Raw genomic sequence first — 24,738 nt, 5'->3', positions numbered from 1 at the left:
TCAGATCACGCGCTTTTTCAGCAAATAGATATCCATGATCCAGCCATGATCGGCACGTGCCTTGGCGCGGGTGTCCAGAATCTCCTGCGCCACATCGGTCAAAGCGCCTTTGATCAGGATTTCCTCTTTCATGCCGACATAGGCACCCCACCAGATGTCATAATCGGCCATGTCCAGGGATTGAAACGAACACTCGCCATCCAGCATTACCGCTACTTTCGAGGCAGTTGCCGGCCAGCCTTCATCTCTGATCCGCCGTCCGGTGGTCACAACAAAAGGCGCGCCCAGATCATTGATCGGGATGGCGTGGGCGGCCGTCAATGCCTGCAGCGCGGTGATGCCAGGGATCACCCGTGTCGTGGGCTGAGGGTCCAGCCGCGACGCGATTCGCAGCGAGCTGTCATAAAGCGACGGGTCGCCCCAGATCAGCAGTGCCACTTGTCGCGCATTCGGGTGGGCCGCAATCGCCTCGTGCCAGCGCAGGGCAATGGCATCATGCCATTCGTCGACCCCACGCAGATAGCCATTATCAGCCCGGCGCTTGGGAATGTCGAAATAGGCGATCTGCGGCGGAGTGTCAGTCACAGCTGCAATGATCTCTTCGCGCAACCCGGCCAGATCAGCCTTGTTCTCGCCCTTGTGCGGGATCAGGATCAGGTCTGCATCGCGGATGGCATTTGCCCCTTGCAAGGTCACGTGATCCGGGTTGCCAGTGCCAATTCCGATTAGAGACAACTCAAACATCGTCGAACTCTGCCAACGGGCCATACAGGATCAGCGCCGGGGCTGTGCCGATCTCGGCCTCCAGCTTTTGCGACAGCGCGCCAATTGTTGCACGGTGCAGGCTCTGGTCGGGAGTCGATACGGATTCGGCCATTAGGGCAGGTGTCTCCAACGGCAGGCCATGCTCATGCAGCGCATTTACCAACAGGGGAAAGGTCCGTTTGCCCATGAACACCACGGTCGTTGCGTCCGGATCGGCCAGCGCGGGCAGGTTCAGATCTTCGGGCAGTTTGCCGCTGACATCGTGGCCAGTGACAAATTGCACCCGCCGCGCAGTCAGGCGTCGTGTCAGGGGTATTCCTGCTGCTGCCGCCGCCGCAACCGCCGAGGGGATGCCAGGGATGATTTCATATTCGATCCCGGCCGCACGCAGGGCAACCAGTTCTTCCTCCAGTCTGCCGAACAACCCGCCATCACCAGATTTCAATCGCACCACGCGAGCACCGGTCTTGGCGTAATCCACCAACAGACGGCTTACGTGATCCTGCTTGGGTGAGGGTCGCCCGGCCCGTTTGCCCACGCCCACCAGATCTGCATCGTCATGCGCATGACTTAGGATTGGGCCGCTGCTGAGGTCATCAAACAGCACCGCATCTGCTTTTTGCATCCGGTCGACCGCCTTCAGGGTCAAAAGCTCAGGATCGCCGGGGCCGGAACCTATGAAGGATACGAAACCGCTCATACCGAGGCCTCGGCGATCAGGTGAAAGAACGTACCGGTGACGTTCCCTCGCACCGAACCTGTTTGCGGCCCTTCAGCACCTTCAGCATCAAACACCCGCGCCAGCGGTGCGTCCGGCTGTTCTACGATCGACGAATAATGGAATTCATGCCCCCGCAGAGCCGTGTCGGCTGCAAAACCGGGCATCGGGGCCAGCAATTCTGCGCGCCGATACCCCAGATTGAACTTGCGCTTTTCATACGAGGTCACCAGCCCCAGCAGGCCTGCCATCTGATGTCGCTCGCCGTCTTTGTCGATTAAGGCCTGTCCCAGCGCCATGTATCCACCGCATTCCCCATGCACGGGTTTGGACTCAGCGTGTTTGCGCAGTCCGGTCTGGAACGTGTTGGCGGTGGCTAGCGTGCCAGCATGCAGTTCCGGATAGCCACCAGGCAGCCAGACCAGATCGGCATCTGCAGCAGGTGCCTCGTCTGCCAGAGGTGAAAACGGTAGAATTTCTGCACCCGCTGTGCGCCATCCCTCAAGCAAATGCGGGTAGGTAAAGGAAAATGCGGCATCGCGGGCCAGCGCAATCCGTTGCGCCGGAGGGCGCGGCAGTGCGGCTGACGATGGCCCATTGGGGCCTGAGGAAGCCGCCGCCTTGACCGCCTCAAGATCCACATGTTCGCGCAGAAACGCGGCATAGCCGACAATTGCGCTTTCCAGATCAGGATGCTCGACCGCCTGTATCAGGCCCAGATGGCGTTCCGGCAGGGTCAGATCACCGCGCCGGGGCAAAACTCCCAGAACTGGCAGACCCGCGCGCTCCATACCCAGACGCGTCAGACGCTCGTGCCGCGGGCTGGCGCAACGGTTCAGGACTACACCGGCAAACGGCAGGTCGGAGTTGTACATCCGAAACCCCAGTGCAGTTGCCGCCGCTGATTGCGCCTGACCGCCCACATCCAGCACCAGCACCACAGGCCAGCCCATGCGCTGGGCGGTTTCGGCGCTGGACCCGTGCCCCAGCTCGCCCGGCTTGGCGACGCCGTCAAACAGCCCCATCGATCCCTCGGCGACCACGATATCCGCACCCTCAGCCTGCGCCGAAATCGCACTCAGCAACGGGTCACCCATAGCCCAACTGTCCAGATTGAACGAGGAGCGCCCGGCAGCAGCCTTATGAAAGGCAGGGTCGATATAGTCCGGGCCGCTTTTGAATGGTTGCACGGTCAGCCCATCCTCGGCCAATGCCCGCAATAGGCCCAGCATGACCGTTGTCTTACCTGTTCCCGAGGACGGGGCAGAAATCAGAAGACCCGGGGGGTTAGTCATCACCGTGGCTCCAGCTTGACCACGGGCTATCGGCACTTTGCGGACGATAGCGGCGGTCGTAATCCTTTGAATACAGGCAGCTTTCATCGAACCCTTCGCCTGCCAGCGCCGGGCCCACCATGATCAGTGCGGTGCGCGAGATGCTTTCATCCAGCGCCTCTTTCAAGGTGTCCAGCGTGGCGCGGATGATCCTCTCATCCGGCCAACTGGCGCGATACACCACGGCCACCGGGCAGTCCGCACCATAGGCGGGGGTCAGATCGGCAATCACCTTGTCCAGATTGCCGATCGACAGGTGAATGGCCAAAGTAGCACCGGTGCGGGCAAAATTCTCCAGCGTCTCACCTTCGGGCATCGAGGATGCACGGCCCGGCGTCCGGGTCAGCACCACGGATTGTGCCAGTCCAGGCAGGGTCAGCTCGGTTCCCAGTGAAGCCGCCGCAGCTGCAAAGGACGGCACGCCCGGCGTCACGCTGACCGGGATGCCCATCTCTTTCAGCCGTCTGATTTGTTCACCCATCGCTGACCAGACCGACAGGTCGCCGGAATGCAGGCGCGCCACATCCTGACCAGCCTGATGTGCGGTCTCGATCTCGGCCATGATCTGATCCAGATCCATCGACGCGGTGTTTATGATCTTTGCGTCCTCGGGACAGTGACCAAGGATTTCCTCGGGCACCAGCGACCCGGCGTAAAGGCATACAGGGCATGACGCGATGATATCACGTCCGCGCAGGGTCAGCAGGTCGGCAGCGCCCGGTCCGGCGCCAATGAAATGAACAGTCATGTTTGTCCTCCGATGGCTATGGCGCAGGTGGCCAGCCGGTCGTCTGAGATTTGTCTGGGTGAGGTCAGCCGCGCGCCGGATCCGGCAGCGGCAAGGGCGGATGCTTCGGCCACGCTGCCGGTGCCATACGTGGCGCGGCTGCGGTTCGAGCAGGTGAGCGTGCGCTGCCCGGCCAGATCGGCAGGGGCGACGAAATGCAAGGGCAGTGCGATGGCCGAGGCGAATTCGATCAACGCAGGATGTCCGTCTTTGTTCGCCACCGTGGCCAGCGCATCCACGCGCTGCCCGTCGCTGGCCCGGTCAAAGGCCGCGCGCAGGCTGTCCAACGTGGCCGTAGATGAAAATCCCAATCCCGCGACGATCATAGGGTGACGCTCCACTGCACCACCGGATAAGCGGACTTCCAGCCGCGCCGGGGGCCAAGTGCCGAGGCTTGCGCCAGTTCGATCCGCAACAGCTCGCCGCCCAGCTTGTCCTGCCACTGCGCGAGCAAAGCTTCGCTTTCCAACGTCACCGCGTTGGCGACCAGCCTTGTGCCTTTGGGTAGGGCGGCTTGCAGCCATTCCATCAGTTCGGTGCTGAGACCACCGCCGATGAAAACCACGTCCGGCAAGGTCAGACCACCCAGTGAGCCCGGAGCAGTGCCGTGCACAACATTCAATCGGTCCTGGCCCAGCGTATCAGCGTTGCGCCGAATGCGCTCGGCGCGATCTGCGCGGGGTTCGATGGTTGTGGCCGTCAGGGTCGGGTCACACATCAGCCATTCGATGCTGATCGAACCCGTGCCGCCGCCGATATCCCAAAGGTGTTCGCCCCGCTGCGGCGCCAGTGCCGACAGAGTTAATGCCCGCACGGGGCGCTTGGTGATTTGGCCATCGGTTTCAAATATCTCGTCCGGCTTGCCCGACGCCTTTGGAAAGGCGCGGCCTTCGCCTGCAACCTCAAGCCCGACGCAGACCGGGTGGTCGAATCCGCCCAGCAGCGCTTCGGTCAGCGATACACTTCGCGCCCGTTCTCGAGGGCCGCCCAGAGCCTCCATCACATGCAGGCGGGTGTCGGCAAAACCGGTTTCGGTCAAATAGGTCGCCAGTTCCGCCACCGCCTTGCCGTCCCGTAACAGCAGGATGGCACGTACTCCCGGTGCCAGATCAGGACGCAACCGGGTCAGCGGGGCCGCGTGCAGGCCGAAGGTCAGCGTGGTCTCTAGCGGCCAGCCCAATCGCGCAGCGGCCAGCGAAAAGGTCGATTGGCCGGGCAGGGCAGTCCATTCGCCAGCCTCGAAATTGCGCGCGATAACTGAACCTGCACCAAACCAGAAGGGATCGCCCGAGGCGAGAACCACAGTCGGACGGCCCCTAAAGCCGGCCAGCATCGGAAGGCCATCGGAGAAAGGCACAGGCCACTCAACCCTTTGCGCACCGGCCTCGGGGATCAGCGACAGGTGCCGTGGTGGGCCCATGACGATTTCGGCGCGTTCCAGCACTTGACGGCTTGCCGGTGGCAGGCCATCCAGTCCATCTTCGCCCAAGCCCAGAACGGTCAGCCACGGAGCTTTAAGCATGACACACCTCCTGATCCTTGGCGGTACGACCGAGGCCAACGCGCTGGCTAAGGCCGTGGCCGCGCAGGGCGTTCCGGCAACCTATTCCTATGCCGGACGGGTCGATAACCCCCGCCCGCAACCCTTGCCTGTGCGTGTCGGTGGTTTTGGCGGCGCGCAGGGGTTGGCGCAGTACCTTTGCGATCACGCGATAACTCACGTGGTCGACGCCACCCATCCCTTTGCCGCGCAAATGAGTCGGAACGCCATTACAGCCTGCCGCGATACCGGGCTGCCACTGGGCGCGCTGACCCGTCCGGCCTGGACGGCACAAGACGGGGACCGCTGGCAGCACGTTCCTCATATCGACTGCGCAGTGGCTGCCCTGTCCGGCCTGGCGCAACGTGTCTTTCTGGCCGTGGGGCGGATGCACCTTGAGGACTTCGCCGCCCAGCCCCAACACCACTACCTGCTGCGGCTGGTGGATGAACCCGGTGAATTGCCCTTGCCGAATTGCGATGTGGTTGTGTCGCGCGGGCCGTTTACCGAAGCGGATGACCGGGCGCTGATGCAACGCCATGACATCGAATTGGTCGTGTCCAAGAACGCAGGCGGCAGCGGCGCGCGCGCCAAGCTGGACGCCGCGCGGGCGTTGGGCGTGCCGGTGCTGATGATCGACCGTCCGATCCTGCCACAACGGCACGAACTGACGAGCATTACGCAGGTTTTGGACTGGCTGGCTCATTCCGGTGTGAACCTCGGGGTGTAGACGATCGGGGCGCTGTTGCGATCAATCACACGAGTCAGGGATGATCCCACGATAACCACCGTCTGCATGTCCGCCATATCCGGCGTTGCCTCGGCCAGTGTCGAAACCCGGATCGCCTCATCCGCGCGGGATACGGCGCGAGCGAACAGGATCAGACGTTCGGGCTCACATTCCTCGCGCAGTATTTCCAGCGTCTTAACAAAGCCTTCGGGGCGGGATTTTGAGCGCGGGTTGTAAAACGCCATCGCGAAGTCACCCTGCGCCGCCAATCGGAGACGTTTCTCGATCAGCGACCAGGGTTTCAGATTGTCGCTGAGGTTGATGGCACAGAAATCATGCCCCAAAGGTGCTCCCGCACGCGCCGATGCGGCCAGCATCGCGGTGATGCCCGGCAACACGTCGATGGGAATTTCGCGCCATTCAACAGGGCCATTTTCCAGCGCCTCAAACACGGCGGCCGCCATGGCAAACACGCCTGGATCGCCCGAGGACACAACGACCACACGTTTCCCCTCGGCCGCCATCTGCAACGCGTGCTGCGACCTGTCAATCTCGACGCGGTTGTCGCTGGCGTGCAGCGTCAGGCCGGGGCGTTCGGCCACGCGCGCGACGTAAGGGATATAGCCGACGATATCCGTGGCCTCGGCCAATGCGGCGGAAACCTCGGGCGTTACAAGGTCCTCGTTTCCGGGGCCGAGACCCGCGATCTTGACCCAACCGCTCATGGCCGCCGCCCCTGACCATGCACGATGATGATCGAGAAGTAGGGTGTGACCTTGTCACATGCCTCGGACAGTTTCGTCACGGTCTGGTTCGGCATCTGAGCGTATTCGACGATCCATGCTCGATCATACAGGCCAGCCGTTTTCAGGGCCCGTTTCACCTTTTCGATGTTGCGCCCGATCTTCATCACCACCAAAGCATCGGTCTGCGCCATGCGTTCCGCCAGAGTATCTTCGGGGAGTGTGCCGACCAGAACGGTCAGGACATCATCGCCCCACGTGATCGGGTCACCGGTTGCTGTCCACGCGCCGGACATACCGGTGATGGCGGGAACGACTTCGACGTCAGCTTCGTCACGCAAGCGGCTGTAAAGATGCATGAAAGACCCATAGAAAAATGGGTCACCTTCACACAAAACCACCACATCCTCACCTTCATCCGACAGAGTTTTCAAATGCGCGGCGCAGTCTTTGTAGAAGGCAGACAGCAGCTCGTTATAACGCGGATCGGTTAGGGGGATTTCGGTGGTGACGGGATATTCCATCGGAAATTCCACAGCATCGCCGGGGATCATGCCATTGACGATCTTGCGTGCCTGACCGCTGCGGCCAGGTTTGCGGAAAAACGCCACGTGGCGCGCATTGCGCAGCAGACGGTCGGCCCGAACGCTCATCAGGTCCGGGTCGCCGGGGCCAAGGCCGACGCCGTATATCTTGCCCGCGCTCATTCCGCGCGGCTCGCGATGGCGTTGACGGCGGCGACGGTGATGGCGCTGCCGCCCAGACGACCTTTGACGATACAGGATGGCACCGGTTGCGCCGCCCACAAAGCGTCCTTGGATTCGACCGCGCCGACAAAGCCCACCGGGCAACCGATGATGGCTGCAGGACGCGGGCAGTCGGGATCTTCCAGCATGTTCAACAGGTGAAAGAGTGCTGTCGGAGCATTGCCGATGGCCACAACAGCACCTTCAAGATGCGGGCGCCACAATTCCAGCGCAGCGGCCGAACGGGTGTTGCTCATCTCGGCGGCCAGCGGACGTACGCGTTCGTCATGCAGGGTGCAGATCACTTCATTGTCGGCGGGGAGGCGGAACCGGGTCACGCCCTCGCTGACCATGCGCGCGTCACACAGGATTGGCGCGCCGTTTTCCAGTGCCGTGCGGGCAGCGGTCACAAAACCGGGTGAGAAATGCACGAACTCTTCCAGCCCAACCATCCCGGCGGCATGGATCATGCGGACGGCAACCTGCTCTTCGTCGGCGTCGAACCGGGCCAGATCGGCCTCGGACCGAATGGTGGCAAAGCTTTCCTTATAGATCGCTGCGCCATCGGTTTCATATTCATAGGGCATCAGGTCAGGTCCATGGTCATAAGTGTTTCGGGGGTCAGCCCGCGTTGGCAGGGCTCATCCCCTGCGCGGCCGTGTTTGACAAGGTCAAATCGTCCATCGCGACCGACCAAAGTGACATCCGCTGTTCCCATTCGGGCGCATCCTTTTGAGCAGCCCGACACATGCAGGCTGCCTTCCACATGCGGTGCCAGCGCTCGGGCGACAGCACGGGTTTCTACCTGCGCCTGCGGGCAGAACGGTGCACCGGGGCAGGCGTCGGTGGTCATCAGCGGATCGGTGCCATCTGTGACAAAGGCCGGGGCCGGGATCGCCGCCCCGCCTTCCAGCAGGAACAGCCGCCAGGGGGTCACCCGCAGGGCGGAAGCGCCTGTGTCCTCGATCAAGCTGAACAGACGCCGCGCAGGCAGTTGCCCGAATGCTGCACCATAAAGTGTGCCCAGTTCACAAATGCCAGGTTGTAGCGGTGAGCCAACAGCGTTGGCTGGGCTGCCTTGCCATTCCAAAGGCAAAGCTTGTGCTGCGACCACGCGGGCCATGCGGCGATTGTCCGAGGTTTGGTTTTCGGCAAACCATTCAGCCAACGCGATAAGCTGGTCTATGGCTTCGACCTCTGAGACGGCGCGCCCCGTCTCGCATCCATCGGCGCGAAGGATCAGGCCCTCCGCGCCGGTCTCCAGCCGGATATCCGCAGAATCCGCGGCCATCAGACGGGCCGGGCCAGTGTCGATGGCAAAACCGAATTTCGCAGGCAAGGCTGGCAGGTCTGCCAGTCGATGGATCAAAGATTGCGTCAGCCGCGCGGTCAGATCGCCCGTTTCGTAAAGCGGTGAAACCAGAATGTTGCGGCGTACTTCGATGCCCGGCTCGGCGTCCAAAAGATCCAGCGCGGAAAGCTCAGAAAGCAACGATTTGTGATCGGCCTCTTTCACACCACGTAATTGCAGGTTGGCTCGGTTGGTCAGGTCGATGGTGCCATTGCCAAACCGCTCGGCCAACTCGCACAAGCCCAAAGCCTGCGTCGCATTCAGACGTGCCAACCGGGGGCGCACCCGCACCACCAGCCCGTCACCCGACATCATCGGACGATGGGCGCCGGGGCACCAGCCTTGAACAACAGGTTTTGAGGTGGGGGCGCTCATCCCAACCCCTCCAGATCCGCGCGGATCGAGTTCCGGCGTGTGTTCCACAACCCCGCGTCAAGCAATGCGCGGAACCGGTCCTGCATGGCTTGATGTGCTTCCGGATTGGCCTCTTGCAGGAAGGCGTCAACCTCGGCGTCACCCAGCGTGGCATCGTGGTACAGATCGAACAGGTGCGGAGCGACTGTGCCGGACAGGTGGGCAAAAGACGCCATATGGTCCAGCGTCGCCGCGATCTCTGCGGCCCCGCGGAACCCGTGCCGTTGCATCCCTGCAATCCAGCCGGGATTGGCAGCGCGGGCATGAACCACGCGGCTGATTTCTTCGGACAGGGTACGAGCGCGGGGAGTGTCGGGGTTGGTATTGTCGAGGTGGTACAATTGCGCGCTGCCGCCGATGACGGTCTTGGCAGCGGCAAACCCGGCCTCGTGCGTGGCATAGTCGTTGGCCAGCAGCAGGTCGGTCTCGGTCAGGTCCTGCAGGTGGACAAAGCTGTCGGCATTGGCGACGCGTTCGGTGATGCCGGTGACATCCTGCGCGATATGGTCGCCCTCCAACGCAAAAGAGCTTGCCTGCAGCCATGCTTCACCCGCCTGCGCGCGGGCTTCATCGGTATAGATTTCAGACAGTTGCGTCATATTCACGCCATAGCTGCCGGGCGCTGGACCAAAGACTCGCGCGGCAGGGGCTTGCCCGGCATAGGGGTTCCAATCCGGGGCTTCATCACGGTCAGACAAGGCACGGACGGCCTGACCGAACAGTGCCGAAAGCGTCGGGAACACGTCGCGGAACAGGCCCGATACGCGCAGGGTCACATCAAGGCGGGGGCGGCTGAGATCGGTGATCGGCAGCACTTCGATGCCTGACACTCGCTCGGACCCCTTGTCCCAGACTGGCTTGACGCCCAACAGGTGCAGCGCCATGGCGAATTCTTCGCCTGCCGTGCGCATGGTGGCCGAGCCCCATAGGTCGACGATCAGGCCCTTGGGATAATCACCTTCCTCTTGCAAATGCCGGCGCACCAGCTCTTCGGCCAGCTTCACGCCTTGGGTATAGGCGGCGCGGGTAGGAACCGAACGCGGATCGGTGGTATAGAGGTTCCGACCGGTAGGCAGCACATCCGACCGCCCACGATAGGGTGAGCCGGACGGTCCGGCCTCGATCCGTTTTCCCGCCAGCACGTCAAGCAGAGCCCTGCGTTCCGCACGGGCGGAAGGGGCGGGGTCAAAATTACCGGTGACCTCAGGCGTGCGACCAAAGATGTGCAACCCGTCACCGAACTGGCTTTCCTTGATATCACAGACAAAGCGGTCGATGCGGGTGATTGCCTCGGCGGTGCAGGTGGCCTGATCCAGACCCAGATCGCTTTCCAACCCGATGGCCTGCGCCTCATCCCGGATATCTTCTTGCAGGCGGTCCCGGCGCTTGGGGTCCAGCCCGTCGGCGTTCGAAAACTCGTCCAGCAGGGATTCCAGCCGCACCATCCGGTCGGGCGTGCCGCTTTCCTTCATCGGGGGTGGGATATGACCCAGCGTGACCGCCCCGATCCGGCGCTTGGCCTGCGCGGCCTCGCCGGGGTCATTGACGATGAAGGGGTAGATCACCGGCAGATCGCGGATCAGCGCCTCGGGCCAGCAATTCGCCGACAGGGCGACCGATTTGCCAGGCAGCCATTCCAGCGTGCCATGCGCGCCGATATGGATCAGCGCATCCGCACCCAACCCTCTGCGCAGCCACAGATAAAAGGCCACATAGCCGTGGCGTGGGGTGCGTGAGAGGTCGTGGTAATCATCCTCGCGCAACTCGGGCGTGCCGCGTTCGGGTTGCAGCGCGATCAGGGCCTTGCCACGACGCAAAGCGGTGAAATTGAAAGCGCCGTCTGCTAATGCTGGATCATCCTCGGGCCGTCCCCAAACGGTTTCGAGGTCCCTGCGCAATTCATCCGGCAGATCGGCCAGCGCCGCCAGATAATCCGCAAGCGGCCACGATACCCTTGCATCCATAAGGGTTTCGGTAATGGGTTGGGCGGGGGCGGTGTCGTACCCTTCGCCCTGCAGATCGGCCAACATCGCCTCGACTGAGGCCAGCGCGTCCAACCCCACAGCATGGGCCATCTGCCAGTCCTTACCAGGGTAAGTGGACAGCACCAGCACCGGGGTTTGATCGACCTTGGGCTTGTCATGCAAAGCTAGCCACCCGGTCACCCGGTCGATGATGGCCTCGATCCGTTCATCTTCGGCCCGGTGGGCAAATCGCGAGTATTCCAGATGTGGGTCACGTTTCCCGGGTTCTTTGAATGAGGCGATGCCTGCCGAAATCCGCCCGTCTACCTCGGGCAACACCACATGCATGGCAAGGTCGGCGGGCGAGAGGCCACGTTCCGCCTCGGCCCAGGCCTTGCGGCGTGCAGTTGACAAAGCGACCTGAAACACAGGGACATTGGCCGCGTCCAGCGGAGATGTGCCAGACGCGCCCTTGCCCGAGAATGAAGTGGCGTTGATGATGGCTGACGGCTGCATTGCTACGATATTTCCGCGCAACCATTCGGCGGCATTTGGGGTTTTCAACGACGGCGCGAACAGGCCCACAGCCTCGAACCCGCGCGCGCGCAGGTTACGGATCAGGGCCGCGACCGGGGCGGTGTCCGCCGAGGTCAGGTAAGCGCGATAGAAACTCACGAGAATGCGTTTTGCATCGCCCGTGAACGCCTTTTCCACCGGAATCACGCCACGGTCAGGGCACCAGGCGCCGCATTCGGGGATGGTTTTAGCGCCCATCACAGGGCCTGCATAAAGCCCCGCCGCCAGCGCCATCTGTGCCAGCGCGGCCTGGGCTGCGACTTCGCCGCCGGTATCGCACAGATGCGCCAGCCGCCGCAGGGTTGAAACGGGTAGGGTGGAAAAGGCGTCCAACCGCGTATCTTCGCGCCCATCAGCTGGCAGGACAGCCAGCGCGATGCCCTTGTCTTGCGCCAGCGCCAGAACCTGCTGCAGGCCATAGGACCAATAAGGCACGCCGCCGATCAGGCGGATCAGAATGCCTTTCGCACCTTCCAGAGTTTGTTCGACGTAGGTATCGACGGACAGAGGGTGTTTCAGCGCCGTCAGATTGGCCAACCGCATCGTGGGCATCCGCCCCTCAGCTCCGCCACCGCGATGCCAGCCTGCCGCGAAAGCTCCGAGGTCGCTGTCCGAAAAGGACAGCACCACCAGATCCGCCGGGCTTTGGCCCAGATCGGTCGGGGTCTCGGTTTCCTCGAGCCCGTGGCTTTCGCGGAAGACGACGTGCATGGCTTACTCGGCGGCCTCGGTCACACCCACGAGGATCTCGCGGATCGCGGCCTCTTTGATGTCGTCATGTTCGGCAATCACCACCAGACGCGAGCGGCGCTCTTCGCCGGGTTCCCATGGGCGGTCGTACTGATGTCGCACGCGTGCGCCAACCGCCTGGACCAACAAGCGCATCGGTTTGCCCTGGACAGCGGCGTAACCTTTGACCCGCAGGATGTTCAGCTCATTTGCCAAGCGTTCGATATTGGCAACCAGTGCTGCCGGATCGGTCTGTTCCGGCAACTCGACGATAATGCTTTCGAAATCGTCATGTTCATGATCGTGGTGGCCATCGTGGTGCGACGGGCGTGCATCCATGTCATCCTCGGCGGCAGCCTCAAGCCCCAGTACGACGCGCACGTCCACAGCGCCTTCGGCAACTTCGACGACGGGCAGGGGGCGCGGAGCCTCGGCTGCGATCACTTCTTTGGCCTTTGCCACGCCTTCCGGACCAGCCAGATCGGGCTTGGTCAGCAGGATGATGTCGGCGCAGGAGATCTGATCCTCGAAAACCTCGGACAGGGGTGTTTCGTGGTCGATCGAGTCATCGGCCAGGCGCTGGGCGTCCACAGCCTCGACATTCGGGGCGAAGCGACCGGCGGCGACAGCCTCGGCATCGGCCAGAGCGATCACGCCGTCCACGGTGATTTTCGAACGGATATCGGGCCAGTCAAAGGCTTTCAGCAGCGGCTTGGGCAGGGCCAAGCCCGAGGTTTCGATCAGGATGTGATCGGGGCGCGGTTCCAGCGCCATTAGGGCTTCGATGGTCGGGATGAAATCATCGGCCACGGTGCAACAGATGCAACCATTGGCCAATTCCATGATGTTTTCTGCGGGGCAATCGGGAATGGCGCAGGACTTCAGGATATCGCCATCGACGCCAACATCGCCGAACTCATTGACGACAACGGCCAGACGCTTGCCCTGCGGGTTCTGCATTAGATGTTTGACCAGCGTGGTTTTGCCCGAACCCAGAAAGCCGGTGATCACAGTGACGGGGAGTTTTTCGAGGTTGCTCATTTCAGGGCTCCAATCGGGGGAATGCGGGCCGCACAGTTTTTGCGGAAATGTTCGGGACGTTCGCGCCATTTGACCAAACCGTCTTCGGCGGCGAGATACTTGGTGACGCCTTCGACGATGGTGTCGACATGGTCGATTTCGTTCAGGTTTTCGTACACAAAGGTCCAGCGGGTCGGTCCGCCGCGCAGCACTATGGAACAACCCTGATCGCAATTTGACAGGCACTCGACCGGCTTCAGCACGATACCTTCGGGCAAATCTGCGTCTTCCAGTGCCTTGTGCAGCAGGGCACCTGGACGTTGCGCATCGTCTTCAATCGGCAGGCCACGCCGACAGGTCGTGCAGACCAGCAGCTCGACTGGTGCAGTCTCGGTCACGTCTCTCATCCCCCCAAATCCTCTTTGCAGGGGACGGGGTTTCATGCGGGCCACGTCTGCACATGGACCCGACACCGGATCACCCCGTCCGGTTTCAACTTCGGGTGCTGGCAGGTCTCCCGGCTTGCGGATGTCGGGGCGTTTGCCCCGGCAGATGTCCCGCCTTCCCGGCCTTGCGGGCCAGTGGCATTGGGCACCCTCTCCGGTCACGGTCGCGGGGGCGGCTGCGTTTGACGGTTGCCCGCTGACGCATTCCCTTTTCATCCATCCGAAGATGGACACCAACGCATGCGACATGCGGCACGGGCAGGGGGCTTGTCAAGCACGAGGCGCATGGTGAAATCGTTCAAACCGAAAAAGCGACCAGCCTGTGTCAATCTGCGGCATGCACGGCCAGCCGTTCCCGCAGCCAGGCGCAAAACAACCCTGCCGCAGCGGTCGGTTGCGCAGCGCCTTGTGTACGGATCAGGTAATGCGATTGGGCAAAGGGAATCGCAGGACCCGCAATTGCAATCGGCGCAGCCTGCCGGATCGCATTCCGGGCGAACCGTTCCAGAACCGTTGCATAGCCCGCACCGGCCATCACAAGCTGCAGTGCTGCGACCGAGGTGTCCACCGAATGTCGGGGCGGTTGGTCCGGAAGCGCGAGTCCGTTGGCCTGAAAGTACCGCGCCCAGTTGTCTTCGTATCCAAGGATATGAATCAGAGGGCCTTGCCGCAGTACGTTCAGGGTCGCGGGCGAGTCCCCGGCCCGGCATACCGGTACCAGCATTTCGTCTGTCAGCTTTTCGGACTGAACGCCGAGCCAATCGCCATAACCCAACCGGATTTCCACATCCACATCGCCGGGGGCCACGCTGTCATTCCAGATGTGCGAGACAAGGCGTACGGGGATCTCGGGGTGGCGAGCGGTAAAGTCGGGCAGTTCCGCCGCGACCCAATAGGTGGCTGTCGATATCGCCGCACGGATCGTCAGGGTCTGGCGAGAGGCAGGGCCGAACAGGCTGTTGGTGGACAGGGCGATGTCGCCAAGCGCACGCCGCACAGTCAACGAATAAGACTGCCCCAGCTCAGTCAGTTCCAACCGCCGGGCATTCCGGGTGAACAGCTTTTGCCCAAGCTCGGCCTCAAGCGACCGGATATGCAATGAGACCGCCGTCTGCGTCAGGCCCAGCTCTTTTGCTGTGGTGGTGAAATTCAGATGCCGCGCGGCGGTTTCAAAGCTGCGCAACCATGTGGGGTTTGGAAGGCGGTCCATATATCACCAAATTATTTTGACCATAATTGGCATTATTAATCATTTTCGTTTCTAACAGACAACACTGATACTCGGCCCGAATACGACCGTCAGGAGGGAAAAATGAAAGTCGGATTTATCGGTTTAGGAAATGTGGGCGGCAAACTGTCCGGCTCGCTTCTGCGCAACGGGATTGACCTGACGGTTCACGACCTTAACCCCGATTTGGTGGCCGAGTTTGTGGCCAAGGGGGCCGAAGCCGCGGAAAGCCCGGCGCAGATGATGCGGGACTGCGATGCCGTTATAACCTGCCTGCCGTCCCCGGCGGCCTCGGACGCAGTGATGCAAGATATGCTGCCCGAGGTCGGGCCGGGCAAGATCTGGATGGAGATGTCGACCACCGACGAAGCCGAGGTTAAACGACTGGGCGCCATGGTGATCGAGCGTGGAGGCGCGGCGGTGGATTGCCCGGTTTCGGGCGGGTGCCACCGGGCGGCCACTGGCAATATCTCGATTTTCGCCGGATGTGATCGCGAAACCTTTGAGCGGATTCTGCCGTTTTTAACCACGATGGGGCGGCGCGTGCTGCACACGGGGGAGTTGGGCTCAGCCTCGGTCCTAAAAGTTCTGACCAACTATCTGGCGACCGCCAACCTGATCACCTGTGCCGAAGCGCTGGTAACGGCCAAAGCGGCCGGGATGGATTTGAACACCACTTATGAGGCGATAAAGATTTCGTCGGGTACTTCGTTCGTGCATGAAACGGAAAGCCAAGTCATTCTGAACGGGTCCCGCGATATCTCTTTCACCATGGACCTTGTCAAAAAGGACATCGGACTGTTCCAAGACGTCGCCGACCGCGCCGGAGTGCCCTTGGAAATCAACCCGGTAATGATCCGCATCTTCGACGACGGTATCGCCCGCTATGGTGAACGCGAACTGTCCCCGAATATTATCAAACGGTTGGAGGACGCGACCGGGCTGGATATCACGGCGCCCGGTTTCCCGAACGAGATGCAGGATGATGAACCGGAAGAGCCGGGTTATGAAGTTATCCCACAGAGAGGTCAGGCCGAATAGCGCACACCGAGCGCAGTTGAATACCGGTTAGATAATCAAAAAAGTGGAGGCGAGTACCGGAATCGAACCGGTGTACACGGATTTGCAATCCGCTGCGTCACCACTCCGCCAACTCGCCTTTTCAAGTAAAATCAAATACTTGCTGTGGTGTGGCAGGCGTTTTAACACCTTTCGTCAGGGGCGTCCAGTGGGTTGATTGCAAAAATCCACCTCCATGTGTTGCGGCATGGCGCGGCGCGACACCAAGTCTCTGCGATCTGGTGAAACTTTCGACGTTGCAGCCGTTGCCGGTTTCTTCTGGATGTGGCAAAAGCCGGGAACACTAGGGAAAAACATGGGCGATCCAATGACAGATTTCGCAACCCGGCGCCGCACGATGGTCGATACGCAGATCCGACCTTCGGATGTAACGAAATTCCCCATCATTGACGCCATGCTGACCGTTCAGAGAGAGAATTTTGTACCTGACGCTCAGCGTGAAGCGGCTTACGCCGAAGGCGTGATCGACCTTGGTGGCGACCGTTGCTTGCCCGAACCGCGGACATTGGCCAAAATGCTGGATGCGCTGAATATCTCGAATGACGAGGCTGTTTTGGATATCGCCCCGGCTCTGGGCTATTCCACTGCGGTTGCTGCGCGTATGGCGCAGTTGGTGGTTGCCGTGGAAGAAGATGAAGATATGGCCGCCGAAGCGCAAACGATCTTGATGGAAGCAGACGCCGACAACGCGATTGTACATGTTGGGCCGCTGGCGCAGGGCGCGACCGAACACGGCCCCTATGACGTCATCATGATACAAGGCGGGGTTGAGCAGGTTCCCGAGGCATTGATCGCCCAGTTGAAGGATCACGGACGCATTGCCTGCCTGTTCGTCGAAGGAGAGCTTGGAACCGTTCGGATCGGGCATAAATCCGGCGGTCGGGTGACGTGGCGTCATGCATTCAACGCCAATGCCCCGGTTTTGCAGGCATTTTCCGCCGAGTGTGCATTTTCGCTATAATTTCATCGCTTATTTTTCTGCGACCTTGATTAGTTGAAAACATCGGCGCAAACTACGCTCAGGGCAGCGTAATTTTGATTTGAGAAGGATTTCGATATGCGTTCAAGGACAGGGGGAAAGCTAACAAAGGCGATGGCGCTGACTGCGGGGCTCGCGCTCAGTGTTGTACCAGGGCGTGCGGTATGGGCTGATAACCTGACCGACGCGTTTATCGGGGCTTACAATACAAGTGGGCTGCTGGAACAGAACCGCGCCTTGTTGCGCGCGGCTGATGAAGACGTCGCAATCGCGCTGTCAGCGCTGCGCCCGATCATCAACTGGGCGGTCGAGGTCAGTCAGAATTACAATCGCAACAGCACGAGCGCTGGTGTTGTGCGGGATGAGCCAGCCAACTTTTTCACCGGCCTCACCCTGAGCCAGCTGATCTATGATGGCGGCTTCTCGGTTCTGGGCAAGCAATCGGCGCAGGAAACGGTGCTGGCCACACGGCAAACCTTGCTGGACGTCGAACAGGACGTCCTGTTTCGCGGCCTGAACGCGTATTTGGGTGTTCTGCTGCAAGAAGAAACCGTTCAGATTCGCCTGAACAACGTGGATGTGTCTGCCGAAGAATTGCGCGCCTCTCAGGACCGCTTTGATGTGGGTGAGGTGACCCGGACGGACGTCGCGCTGTCCGAAGCACAGCTGGCCAGCTCGCAAGCGGATCTAGCGGTTGCGCGCGGTAACCTGAGCATTGCGCAGGCGGAATATGTGAACGCCGTGGGCAAGGCGCCAGGCCGTACTGCCGGTCAACCAAGCCTGCCGAACCTGCCGCGATCCGAAGGTGAAGCCGTTAGTCTTGCACAGCGCAACCATCCGGCTATTCAGTCAGCGCAACATCAGGTGCGGGCGCTGGATTTGTTCGTTCAACAGCAGCGTGCCAACCTTGGTCCGAATGTCAGGCTGAATGCTGACGCGGGCCTGCGCGAAAGCTATGACAACGATGACAGCCTCGAAGATGCGACTGTCGCGTTGCGCTTTGAACAGCCGATCTATGCCGGTGGCCGTCTGGCCGCCACGGTCCGTCGGGCAATGGCAACTCGCGACGCATCGCGCGCCAATTTGCTGAACGTGCAAAAGGATATCACCCAGGGGGTCGCGGACGCCTATGCCGCTTACCAGGCCGCCAGTGCCAGCCTAAGGGCGTCTACGGAACGGGTCCGGGCCTCGCAAGTGGCGTTTGACGGTATCCGCGAAGAAGCAACCTTGGGTGCGCGGACCACGCTGGACGTGCTGAACGCGCAGCAGGATCTATTGGACGCGCAACTGGCCGAGGTTGCATCGCGCACCGAACGGTCGCGTGCCGCTTATCAACTGCTGGATGCGCAGGGTTTGCTGACGGCTGAACGTCTGGGTCTGGCTGTCCAGATTTATGATCCAACCCTGTATTACAACTTGGTTAAAAAGGCTCCGGCGCAGATCAGCAGACAAAGCCGGGACCTGGATCGCGTCCTCAAAGCGTTGCGTCGCGACTAAGGGCCAATACTACCTGTTGTTAGGACCGGTTTGTTTAGCTACACTCGATCCCGAGGATAGAGCGGTAGAGAACAATGACGGATAAAGTCGTAAAAGCGGGAATCGAGGACGTCTTGTCCTCGATTAAGCGTCTGGTCACCGAAGAAGATCGTAAAATTCCGGGTGTTATGGCGTCATCCAACACGCGAAAGCCTGGCAGGCTGGTTCTGACCGACGCATTGCGAGTCGGTGAAGTGGCCGTGAAAGAGAAGCCTCAGCCAGAAAAAGCGGAACCGATTTACAAGGCCGAAGATTCTGTCAAACCGATGCTTCTGCGGGCTTGTGATATCGTGAAACATGCCGAACCCGCGGTCGAACAGCAAACCACGACTGAGCCAGAGGACGGCCTGACCGGCAGTCTGAGCGCCAAGATCGAAGCGCTGGAAACCGCAATTGCCCGAACCGAAGATCAGTGGGAGCCGGACGGCGACAGCGAAGATGCTTATTCCGGCACGCCGACAAAGCCGCTGGAGTGGGCGGCGGAGGTCGAGACACCGGCAAAACCGCTGGAGTGGGCCGCAGAAGATGAGTTCAACATCACCTACTCGGCAAAGATCAGCCAAGCTGAAACGATACACGAAGACGTTGACACAGCCACAAAGGCAACCTTCGTCCGGGACCCTGCGGTCGTGGCGTCTGCGCAGGCGGTCAAATCAGAAGCAAAAGAACTGCACGTGCGGCCAACTGGCAAAAATGCGCAGACTGCAGGCAAAGACTTGCCAGTGATGAACACAGCTCCTCTGGCTACCGGACAAAGCGCGCTGACTTTGGACGAAGACGCAATGCGCGGTCTGATCGCACAGGTCGTTCGGGAAGAGCTGCAGGGCGTTCTAGGCCAGCGTATCACTCGCAACGTCCGCAAGATGGTGCGGCGTGAGATTTACCGCGCACTGGCCGAGCGCGAGGTCGATTAACCCTTAGGGCCGCTTCGGCGGCCGGGCCATACCCAGCAGGCGATCCAGGTCCATATGCTGTTCCAGATGGTCCGCCAGCGCGTCCAGCGTATCCTCGACCCCATCCTCATATAACAGGTCCGATTCTGCGCCCAACTGCTGCAGGTAGCGGGCGCGGAAAGCGTCAGAAGAAAAGATGCCGTGCAGGTAGCTCCCGCGGATGCGGCCTGTGCTGTCAGCAGCACCTTCCGGCCGCTCTTCGATCTCAAGCCAGGCGCGATCGCAATCGGGACCTTCGGTTCGGCCCATGTGAATTTCATACCCGGTGACTGGCTCATTTCCAGGAATGGTGCGTGCCGTGCGCAGGGTGACCTGCTTTTGGCCTGCCATGAGGGTGGTCACGTCCAACAAGCCCAGCCCGTCAACAGTGCCGGGTCGGCCATCGACGCCATCGGGATCGGCGATGGTTTTGCCCAGCATCTGATAGCCACCGCACAGGCCCAGCACATGGCCACCCCGGCGAACATGGGCATATAGGTCGATATCCCAGCCCTGCGCCCGGAAATAGGCCAGATCGCCGATGGTGGATTTGCTGCCGGGTAACAGCACCAGATCGGCATCACCCGGCAAAGGACGCCCGGCTGGGATGATTTCAACGCTGACCCCCGGTTCGGCGGACAGCGGATCAAGATCGTCGAAATTCGCCATGCGTTCCAATTGCGGGACAACCACTTTGCAGGCCCCGCCACTGTGCGAGCGAATGTCCATCATATCCTCAGCGGGTAATTTCCAGGCGTCATGAAACCACGGAACTACGCCCATGCATGGCCATCCTGTGCGCGCGGCAATGTCGTCGCGCCCTTCGTCAAACAAAGAGACGTCGCCCTTGAACCGGTTGACGGCGAAACCTGTGATCATCTCAAGATCACCGGCATCCAAAACCGCCTGCGTGCCGACGATTTGCGCAATGACTCCGCCTCGGTGAATATCGCCCACCAGAACGACCGGTACGTCAGCGGCACAGGCAAAACCCATATTAGCAATGTCGCCCTTGCGCAGGTTGGTTTCAGCCGGGCTGCCGGCACCTTCGATCAGCACCAGATCGGCATCGCTGCACAGTCGGTCAAAACTTTCAAGCGCGGCATCCAACAGCTTGGACTTGTCCTTGCGATAGTCGCCCGCCTTCATCGTGCCTGCACGCTGACCCTGAACAATGATCTGAGCGCCGGTGTCCGTTTCCGGTTTCAACAGAATCGGGTTCATATCCGTATGGGTCGGACGCTTGGCAGCACGTGCCTGCAGGGCCTGGGCGCGGCCAATCTCGCCACCATTCTCGGTCACGGCGGCGTTGTTGGACATGTTCTGCGGCTTGAACGGCGCTACTTTCAGCCCGCGCCGCGTATAAGCGCGCGCAAGCCCGGCCACCAAAACTGATTTCCCGACGTTGCTGCCGGTGCCCTGAATCATGATGGCGCGAACCATGGTCGTCTCCTATACGTTAGGGCGCAGATGACCTGATTTGACACCAAAGGGAAAGCCCCGGATGAACACGCCCGCGCATCTTTTGATCGGCGCCGCTGCTTTTGCGCGGCCTGCGCGGGGGGCCATTCTGTGGGCTGCGGTGCTGGGCTCGGTTCTGCCCGATCTGTCGCTGTACGTCATGGCTGGAGTGTCCTTGCACGTCTTGAGCATCCCGCCACAGGTCGTCTTTGACGAACTATACTTCTCACCAGCCTGGCAGACGGTGTTTGCCATCGACAACTCATTCATCCTGTGGGGGTTGGCGTTGATGCTTGGGCACTGGCGGGGATGGCGGTTTTTGACGGTCACCGCATCCGCAGGGCTGCTGCATCTGTCGATGGATTTCCTACTGCATGCTGGTGACGGTCGGCCGCAATTCTGGCCGCTGAGCGATTGGGTCTTTCACAGCCCGGTCAGCTATTGGGACAGTGCGTATCACGCGCTTTTGGTAGCGCCTGTTTCTGTCGTTATATGTGCTGGTTCTTATGTGGTGCTATGGAATAGGGGGCTGTCAGCGCCCGCCAAGCTATTCTTTACCGCATTGTTGGGGGCCGAGATTTGGGTTGCCCGCCAATGGCTGCTGTTTTTCTGACCCGGAAATAGAAAAACGCGCCCGGAAAGTGGGCGCGCTTTTTCCTGCAGATGTCGCCTTGGTTTAAGCGGCTTCTGCCTGCTGAGCGGCATTACGACGCTCGCTTTCTTCACGCGACAGCGCGACCGAGGTACGCACGCCACGACCAACGAACTCCATCAACCCGCCGACAACCCGCTCGTTGGGGTCGATACCTGCGCAGGACAGCACCTCGCGGCCATCGCGCGAGCGGGCCCAACGGGCGATCTGTTCCGGGCCGTTGCCGTATTTCTTGTCATCGGCAATAGCGTCGTCCAGTGCAGCCAGCACAACGGCTGCGAAAAGTTTGCGTGCACGATTGCCTTGCTCATTGTTAAAGGCAGTGCCGTCAACGAAATCTCTCATCTCGTCTTCCTTGTTGTTCTTGCTCTTGCATTTTCGGCGTGACGGTCCTTATGACCTATTAGATGTGATTCGGATACAGCTAAAATGCATAGTTGCGTTGCGTCATTTGCATAGCTTGCTGCAAGTGCAGCACTAGGTCTCGTTGTCTTGTCAGGTGTGGTTACGCCAGATATAGGGACGGGAACTGACGCATCAACCGTTTGTGAAGGATTTATGTGATGCCCAAGATAAATGGGAACGAAATTCGCCCCGGCAACGTGCTTGAGCATAATGACGGGCTGTGGGCTGCTGTTAAGGTCGACCATGTAAAGCCCGGTAAAGGCGGTGCTTTTGCGCAAGTCGAACTGCGCAACCTGCGCAATGGTTCGAAATTGAACGAACGTTTCCGTTCGGCGGATAAGGTCGAGCGCGTGCGCCTGGAACAGAAAGATCAGCAGTTCCTGTACGAATCTGACGGCATGCTGGTGTTCATGGATTCCGAGACCTATGAGCAGATCGAACTGCCCGCCGAATTGCTGGGCGAACGCCGCCCGTTTCTGCAGGACGGCATGACCATCGTGGTCGAATTCTATGAAAGCGAAGCACTGAACGCCACATTGCCGCAAAAAGTGACCTGCAAGATCGTCGAGACCGAGCCGGTGGTCAAAGGTCAAACTGCTGCAAACTCGTTCAAGCCAGCCATTCTGGATAACGGCGTGAAGGTCATGGTGCCGCCCTTCATCGGTCAGGATGAGATGATCGTGGTGAACACCGAAAGCATGGAATATTCCGAACGCGCGTAAATCGGTGCTTTGGCAAAACACGAAAAGACCGCGACGGCAGGGGCCGCGCGGTCTTTTTTAGTTTAGCTTTCTGGGTCGACGATATCGTTCTGGGTTCGGACCGAACAATTCCAGCATCAGTTCGTATTTAATGCGGTTGGCACTGACTTGTCGGTAAAAGGCGATCAAAAAGGCCGTGGGGCCCTGAATGCGGCCAAGACCGCTGGTAGCGGCGACCACGGTGCCCACATCCGTTTTGCCATTCAGAACCAGGTACCCGCCCAGCATCAGAACACCGACCGTGCCTGCGCCGTTAATCACGCTCAGCAGAAATTTGGCGGACAGCTTCCACAGGAACATGCGGCGGCGCGTGTTGTAGATATCGTCGAACTGAGCCTCGATATCGCGCGCAACAGCGTCAATGTCCTCGGTCGTCAGCCTGTCGGTAGAGCTGCGCAATATGCGGACCCTTTCGGCAACGAAGACGTTCACCTTTCGCTGCGAGACCAGCACAATCACGATCTGCGGCACGATCATTGAAAAGGCGATCATGCCCAGCCCGGGTTGCGTTGATGAGATGTAGCCAATGACGCTGATCAGCGTGCCGATCTGCACAACCGGGTCTGAAAAGGCACCACCGGCGAACTTTCCCAGCTCCTCGGCCTCGGCGGAAATAGCCGTGGTCATGGTTCCCGAGCGCATTTTCTCACCGGTTTCACTCAGGTCCGATGAGCGCACCAAAAGCCGCTGGCGGATCATGCGGATCAGATCCTCGCCGAGCGTCCCGGCGCGATAGCCCAGCAGCCACTTTAAGGCGAGGCTCAGCAGGATGACCGACATCATGCCTGCACCCAGATATAGCAATCGCTCGGTGCTGATATCGTTCGAGGTCAGATGGTTAACGATATCGCGCTGAAACTCTAATGGCACCGCAGCAAGGCCTGCGATGGCGATGGATAGGACAATAAGAATGATTTGCCGTCCGGCGCTGGCACGCCAGATCGCAGCGTATAACTTAAGCATATGCGCATCCGTTCAGTGGACTGACCGCAGTGTGGCAGCGCCCCGAATGGGTTCAAAGGGTACCGGGCCGCGCAACGGTTCAGCCGTGCCGGAATAGCAACATGTTAGGCGTCAAGCGTGACGGTGGCCTCGGCGGCCTGCATATCGTCGTTGGCGCGGTCAAACCTCAGATAGGCGATCCCCTGACCGTTCGATTGGGTGAACAAGGTGCCGGCCGGTTTGCCACCCGATGTGATCTCGGTCCCAACGGGCGCCGTGCCATTAACCCGAACGCTACACAGCCCTTTACGCAACTCGGTCTTATGCTTCATCCGGGCGGTGACTTCCTGCCCGACATAGCACCCTTTTTTAAAATCGACGCCGTTCAGACCCTCGAATCCAGATTCAAGGATATAGCTGTCGGGGGTCAGCTCGATACCGGTTTCCGGAATGCAGTGTCGCACGCGGATGGCGTCCCAATCCGTACCATCGTCGCCGTCGGCCTCGACCGAATACGCCCGCCACCCCATATCTGGATGGCGCGGGTCGGGCAGGGCGCCTGCGGGTGCCGGGCCGGTGCCGCGTTGCAGATTCAGCCCGCTATCTTCGATCGAAACATCGGCGCGCAGCTTGTACATGCCCAGACGCTTGACGAACCCGTCGGCGATATCCTCGGCGACATCCAGTAGCACCGTATCGCCGTCGCGTTTCAGAAAGAAATCCGCCAGATACTTGCCCTGCGGGGTCAGCAGTGCGGCATAAACCAGTCCCTGATCCAGCCCGGAAATATCATTGGTGACCAGCCCTTGAAGAAAGCTGTCAGTGTCCGACCCGCTAAGGCGCAGAATACGGCGATTGGGCATGGGGTGGTCCTCGTCTTTTCCCTTGGCCTCGTGATA

General features: G+C 60.5%; 25 protein-coding genes, 1 tRNA gene and 1 riboswitch. Of the genes, 7 read left to right on the top strand and 19 right to left on the bottom strand.

Translation table 11 applies throughout. The annotated features are described in order from the left end of the window. The 6 genes from cobF to cbiE are packed head-to-tail and all read right to left on the bottom strand — an operon-like array spanning position 1 to position 5,126. Positions 1 to 744, bottom strand: coding sequence for a precorrin-6A synthase (deacetylating) (cobF, locus tag GOX21_RS05515; protein WP_170375994.1), 744 nt, complete (start codon positions 742 to 744; stop codon positions 1 to 3). Further along, positions 737 to 1,465: a uroporphyrinogen-III C-methyltransferase gene (cobA, locus tag GOX21_RS05510; RefSeq protein WP_170375992.1), complete on the bottom strand. Its 729-nt coding sequence runs from the start codon at positions 1,463 to 1,465 to the stop codon at positions 737 to 739. Before cobA ends, cobF begins: the two co-directional genes overlap by 8 nt. Beyond that, the gene (locus GOX21_RS05505) at positions 1,462 to 2,778 is read right to left on the bottom strand and encodes a cobyrinate a,c-diamide synthase (RefSeq protein ID WP_170375990.1); all 1,317 of its coding nucleotides are present in this window, start codon (positions 2,776 to 2,778) and stop codon (positions 1,462 to 1,464) included. The genes cobA and GOX21_RS05505 overlap by 4 nt, the downstream gene beginning before the upstream one ends. Continuing rightward, the gene (gene cobM / locus GOX21_RS05500; protein WP_170349254.1) at positions 2,771 to 3,565 is read right to left on the bottom strand and encodes a precorrin-4 C(11)-methyltransferase; all 795 of its coding nucleotides are present in this window, start codon (positions 3,563 to 3,565) and stop codon (positions 2,771 to 2,773) included. The genes GOX21_RS05505 and cobM overlap by 8 nt, the downstream gene beginning before the upstream one ends. After that, positions 3,562 to 3,930: a cobalamin biosynthesis protein gene (locus GOX21_RS05495; RefSeq protein WP_170375988.1), complete on the bottom strand. Its 369-nt coding sequence runs from the start codon at positions 3,928 to 3,930 to the stop codon at positions 3,562 to 3,564. Before GOX21_RS05495 ends, cobM begins: the two co-directional genes overlap by 4 nt. Continuing rightward, on the bottom strand, positions 3,927 to 5,126 hold the full coding sequence (gene cbiE / locus GOX21_RS05490) for a precorrin-6y C5,15-methyltransferase (decarboxylating) subunit CbiE (RefSeq protein WP_170375986.1): 1,200 nt from the start codon (positions 5,124 to 5,126) through the stop codon (positions 3,927 to 3,929). The genes GOX21_RS05495 and cbiE overlap by 4 nt, the downstream gene beginning before the upstream one ends. Here cbiE and GOX21_RS05485 point away from each other — a divergent pair. Beyond that, positions 5,125 to 5,874, top strand: a complete 750-nt coding sequence (locus tag GOX21_RS05485; RefSeq protein WP_170375983.1) for a cobalt-precorrin-6A reductase — start codon at positions 5,125 to 5,127, stop codon at positions 5,872 to 5,874. The genes cbiE and GOX21_RS05485 overlap by 2 nt on opposite strands. Here the strand turns inward: GOX21_RS05485 and cobJ are convergent. From cobJ to GOX21_RS05445, 8 genes are all read right to left on the bottom strand, one after another. Continuing rightward, positions 5,847 to 6,599 carry a precorrin-3B C(17)-methyltransferase gene (gene cobJ, locus GOX21_RS05480; RefSeq protein WP_170375981.1) on the bottom strand — a complete coding sequence of 251 codons (753 nt, stop codon included), beginning with the start codon at positions 6,597 to 6,599 and terminating at the stop codon, positions 5,847 to 5,849. The two genes, GOX21_RS05485 and cobJ, sit on opposite strands and share 28 nt — an antisense overlap. Further along, on the bottom strand, positions 6,596 to 7,324 hold the full coding sequence (locus GOX21_RS05475; protein ID WP_170349249.1) for a precorrin-2 C(20)-methyltransferase: 729 nt from the start codon (positions 7,322 to 7,324) through the stop codon (positions 6,596 to 6,598). The genes cobJ and GOX21_RS05475 overlap by 4 nt, the downstream gene beginning before the upstream one ends. Further along, entirely contained in the window at positions 7,321 to 7,950 is a 630-nt protein-coding gene (locus tag GOX21_RS05470) for a precorrin-8X methylmutase (RefSeq protein WP_170375980.1), read from the bottom strand. Before GOX21_RS05470 ends, GOX21_RS05475 begins: the two co-directional genes overlap by 4 nt. Continuing rightward, positions 7,950 to 9,089, bottom strand: a complete 1,140-nt coding sequence (gene cobG / locus GOX21_RS05465; protein ID WP_170375978.1) for a precorrin-3B synthase — start codon at positions 9,087 to 9,089, stop codon at positions 7,950 to 7,952. Before cobG ends, GOX21_RS05470 begins: the two co-directional genes overlap by 1 nt. Further along, entirely contained in the window at positions 9,086 to 12,379 is a 3,294-nt protein-coding gene (cobN, locus tag GOX21_RS05460) for a cobaltochelatase subunit CobN (RefSeq protein ID WP_170375976.1), read from the bottom strand. Before cobN ends, cobG begins: the two co-directional genes overlap by 4 nt. A 3-nt stretch (positions 12,380 to 12,382) precedes the next feature. Beyond that, entirely contained in the window at positions 12,383 to 13,438 is a 1,056-nt protein-coding gene (gene cobW, locus GOX21_RS05455) for a cobalamin biosynthesis protein CobW (protein ID WP_170359201.1), read from the bottom strand. Further along, on the bottom strand, positions 13,435 to 13,824 hold the full coding sequence (locus GOX21_RS05450) for a DUF1636 family protein (protein ID WP_170375974.1): 390 nt from the start codon (positions 13,822 to 13,824) through the stop codon (positions 13,435 to 13,437). The genes cobW and GOX21_RS05450 overlap by 4 nt, the downstream gene beginning before the upstream one ends. Positions 13,825 to 13,907: 83 nt before the next feature. Further along, positions 13,908 to 14,116, bottom strand: a riboswitch (cobalamin riboswitch). A gap of 72 nt (positions 14,117 to 14,188) precedes the next feature. Beyond that, on the bottom strand, positions 14,189 to 15,073 hold the full coding sequence (locus GOX21_RS05445; protein ID WP_170375972.1) for a LysR substrate-binding domain-containing protein: 885 nt from the start codon (positions 15,071 to 15,073) through the stop codon (positions 14,189 to 14,191). A 102-nt stretch (positions 15,074 to 15,175) separates the two neighbouring features. Here GOX21_RS05445 and GOX21_RS05440 point away from each other — a divergent pair, with 102 nt between their 5' ends. Continuing rightward, positions 15,176 to 16,132, top strand: a complete 957-nt coding sequence (locus GOX21_RS05440; RefSeq protein ID WP_170375970.1) for an NAD(P)-dependent oxidoreductase — start codon at positions 15,176 to 15,178, stop codon at positions 16,130 to 16,132. A gap of 44 nt (positions 16,133 to 16,176) precedes the next feature. Here the strand turns inward: GOX21_RS05440 and GOX21_RS05435 are convergent. After that, positions 16,177 to 16,250: transfer RNA gene (locus GOX21_RS05435), tRNA-Cys, on the bottom strand. 228 nt (positions 16,251 to 16,478) lie between these two features. Here GOX21_RS05435 and GOX21_RS05430 point away from each other — a divergent pair. The 3 genes from GOX21_RS05430 (at position 16,479) to GOX21_RS05420 (ending at position 19,600) form a co-directional block, all read left to right on the top strand. Then, complete coding sequence (locus GOX21_RS05430) at positions 16,479 to 17,132, top strand: protein-L-isoaspartate O-methyltransferase family protein (RefSeq protein ID WP_170349438.1); 654 nt, start codon at positions 16,479 to 16,481, stop codon at positions 17,130 to 17,132. Positions 17,133 to 17,228: 96 nt separating this feature from the next. Beyond that, on the top strand, positions 17,229 to 18,647 hold the full coding sequence (locus GOX21_RS05425) for a TolC family outer membrane protein (RefSeq protein WP_170349192.1): 1,419 nt from the start codon (positions 17,229 to 17,231) through the stop codon (positions 18,645 to 18,647). A 74-nt stretch (positions 18,648 to 18,721) separates the two neighbouring features. Then, positions 18,722 to 19,600 (top strand): hypothetical protein, encoded by an 879-nt coding sequence (locus GOX21_RS05420; RefSeq protein WP_170347761.1) that lies wholly within the window; start codon positions 18,722 to 18,724, stop codon positions 19,598 to 19,600. 3 nt (positions 19,601 to 19,603) lie between these two features. On the opposite strand, the gene GOX21_RS05415 is transcribed toward GOX21_RS05420, so the two are convergent. After that, the gene (locus GOX21_RS05415) at positions 19,604 to 21,061 is read right to left on the bottom strand and encodes a cobyric acid synthase (protein ID WP_170375968.1); all 1,458 of its coding nucleotides are present in this window, start codon (positions 21,059 to 21,061) and stop codon (positions 19,604 to 19,606) included. A gap of 61 nt (positions 21,062 to 21,122) precedes the next feature. Between GOX21_RS05415 and GOX21_RS05410 the strand changes: the two genes are divergently transcribed. Then, positions 21,123 to 21,692, top strand: coding sequence for a cobalamin biosynthesis protein CobQ (locus GOX21_RS05410; protein WP_170375966.1), 570 nt, complete (start codon positions 21,123 to 21,125; stop codon positions 21,690 to 21,692). 63 nt (positions 21,693 to 21,755) lie between these two features. Here GOX21_RS05410 and GOX21_RS05405 read toward each other — a convergent pair whose 3' ends face one another. After that, positions 21,756 to 22,076 (bottom strand): DUF6280 family protein, encoded by a 321-nt coding sequence (locus GOX21_RS05405; protein ID WP_008757056.1) that lies wholly within the window; start codon positions 22,074 to 22,076, stop codon positions 21,756 to 21,758. 218 nt (positions 22,077 to 22,294) lie between these two features. Here GOX21_RS05405 and efp point away from each other — a divergent pair, with 218 nt between their 5' ends. Continuing rightward, entirely contained in the window at positions 22,295 to 22,858 is a 564-nt protein-coding gene (gene efp, locus GOX21_RS05400) for an elongation factor P (protein WP_170349189.1), read from the top strand. A gap of 57 nt (positions 22,859 to 22,915) precedes the next feature. Here efp and GOX21_RS05395 read toward each other — a convergent pair whose 3' ends face one another. Beyond that, positions 22,916 to 23,860 carry an ABC transporter transmembrane domain-containing protein gene (locus GOX21_RS05395; protein ID WP_170375964.1) on the bottom strand — a complete coding sequence of 315 codons (945 nt, stop codon included), beginning with the start codon at positions 23,858 to 23,860 and terminating at the stop codon, positions 22,916 to 22,918. 104 nt (positions 23,861 to 23,964) lie between these two features. Further along, entirely contained in the window at positions 23,965 to 24,702 is a 738-nt protein-coding gene (gene ygfZ, locus GOX21_RS05390; protein WP_170376130.1) for a CAF17-like 4Fe-4S cluster assembly/insertion protein YgfZ, read from the bottom strand. Positions 24,703 to 24,738 lie beyond the last annotated feature (36 nt).

The organism is Ruegeria atlantica, from assembly GCF_013032005.1.
Taxonomy (GTDB): Bacteria; Pseudomonadota; Alphaproteobacteria; order Rhodobacterales; family Rhodobacteraceae; genus Ruegeria; species Ruegeria atlantica_A.
Note: the sequence above shows the minus strand (reverse complement) of the source record. Positions and strands in the feature narration are given on the sequence as shown.

What these genes read in the sequence shown, in the direction of transcription:
- GOX21_RS05485 (WP_170375983.1), top strand. Translation starts at nt 5,125, where the DNA reads ATGACACACCTCCTGATCCTTGGCGGTACGACCGAGGCCAACGCGCTG.
- GOX21_RS05470 (WP_170375980.1), bottom strand. Translation starts at nt 7,950, where the DNA reads ATGCCCTATGAATATGAAACCGATGGCGCAGCGATCTATAAGGAAAGC.
- cbiE (WP_170375986.1), bottom strand. Translation starts at nt 5,126, where the DNA reads ATGCTTAAAGCTCCGTGGCTGACCGTTCTGGGCTTGGGCGAAGATGGA.
- GOX21_RS05495 (WP_170375988.1), bottom strand. Translation starts at nt 3,930, where the DNA reads ATGATCGTCGCGGGATTGGGATTTTCATCTACGGCCACGTTGGACAGC.
- GOX21_RS05425 (WP_170349192.1), top strand. Translation starts at nt 17,229, where the DNA reads ATGCGTTCAAGGACAGGGGGAAAGCTAACAAAGGCGATGGCGCTGACT.
- GOX21_RS05415 (WP_170375968.1), bottom strand. Translation starts at nt 21,061, where the DNA reads ATGGTTCGCGCCATCATGATTCAGGGCACCGGCAGCAACGTCGGGAAA.
- GOX21_RS05405 (WP_008757056.1), bottom strand. Translation starts at nt 22,076, where the DNA reads ATGAGAGATTTCGTTGACGGCACTGCCTTTAACAATGAGCAAGGCAAT.
- GOX21_RS05420 (WP_170347761.1), top strand. Translation starts at nt 18,722, where the DNA reads ATGACGGATAAAGTCGTAAAAGCGGGAATCGAGGACGTCTTGTCCTCG.
- cobM (WP_170349254.1), bottom strand. Translation starts at nt 3,565, where the DNA reads ATGACTGTTCATTTCATTGGCGCCGGACCGGGCGCTGCCGACCTGCTG.
- cobJ (WP_170375981.1), bottom strand. Translation starts at nt 6,599, where the DNA reads ATGAGCGGTTGGGTCAAGATCGCGGGTCTCGGCCCCGGAAACGAGGAC.
- GOX21_RS05445 (WP_170375972.1), bottom strand. Translation starts at nt 15,073, where the DNA reads ATGGACCGCCTTCCAAACCCCACATGGTTGCGCAGCTTTGAAACCGCC.
- cobG (WP_170375978.1), bottom strand. Translation starts at nt 9,089, where the DNA reads ATGAGCGCCCCCACCTCAAAACCTGTTGTTCAAGGCTGGTGCCCCGGC.
- GOX21_RS05505 (WP_170375990.1), bottom strand. Translation starts at nt 2,778, where the DNA reads ATGACTAACCCCCCGGGTCTTCTGATTTCTGCCCCGTCCTCGGGAACA.
- GOX21_RS05430 (WP_170349438.1), top strand. Translation starts at nt 16,479, where the DNA reads ATGACAGATTTCGCAACCCGGCGCCGCACGATGGTCGATACGCAGATC.
- cobA (WP_170375992.1), bottom strand. Translation starts at nt 1,465, where the DNA reads ATGAGCGGTTTCGTATCCTTCATAGGTTCCGGCCCCGGCGATCCTGAG.
- GOX21_RS05440 (WP_170375970.1), top strand. Translation starts at nt 15,176, where the DNA reads ATGAAAGTCGGATTTATCGGTTTAGGAAATGTGGGCGGCAAACTGTCC.
- ygfZ (WP_170376130.1), bottom strand. Translation starts at nt 24,702, where the DNA reads ATGCCCAATCGCCGTATTCTGCGCCTTAGCGGGTCGGACACTGACAGC.
- GOX21_RS05450 (WP_170375974.1), bottom strand. Translation starts at nt 13,824, where the DNA reads ATGAGAGACGTGACCGAGACTGCACCAGTCGAGCTGCTGGTCTGCACG.
- cobW (WP_170359201.1), bottom strand. Translation starts at nt 13,438, where the DNA reads ATGAGCAACCTCGAAAAACTCCCCGTCACTGTGATCACCGGCTTTCTG.
- efp (WP_170349189.1), top strand. Translation starts at nt 22,295, where the DNA reads ATGCCCAAGATAAATGGGAACGAAATTCGCCCCGGCAACGTGCTTGAG.
- GOX21_RS05410 (WP_170375966.1), top strand. Translation starts at nt 21,123, where the DNA reads ATGAACACGCCCGCGCATCTTTTGATCGGCGCCGCTGCTTTTGCGCGG.
- cobF (WP_170375994.1), bottom strand. Translation starts at nt 744, where the DNA reads ATGTTTGAGTTGTCTCTAATCGGAATTGGCACTGGCAACCCGGATCAC.
- cobN (WP_170375976.1), bottom strand. Translation starts at nt 12,379, where the DNA reads ATGCACGTCGTCTTCCGCGAAAGCCACGGGCTCGAGGAAACCGAGACC.
- GOX21_RS05395 (WP_170375964.1), bottom strand. Translation starts at nt 23,860, where the DNA reads ATGCTTAAGTTATACGCTGCGATCTGGCGTGCCAGCGCCGGACGGCAA.
- GOX21_RS05475 (WP_170349249.1), bottom strand. Translation starts at nt 7,324, where the DNA reads ATGAGCGCGGGCAAGATATACGGCGTCGGCCTTGGCCCCGGCGACCCG.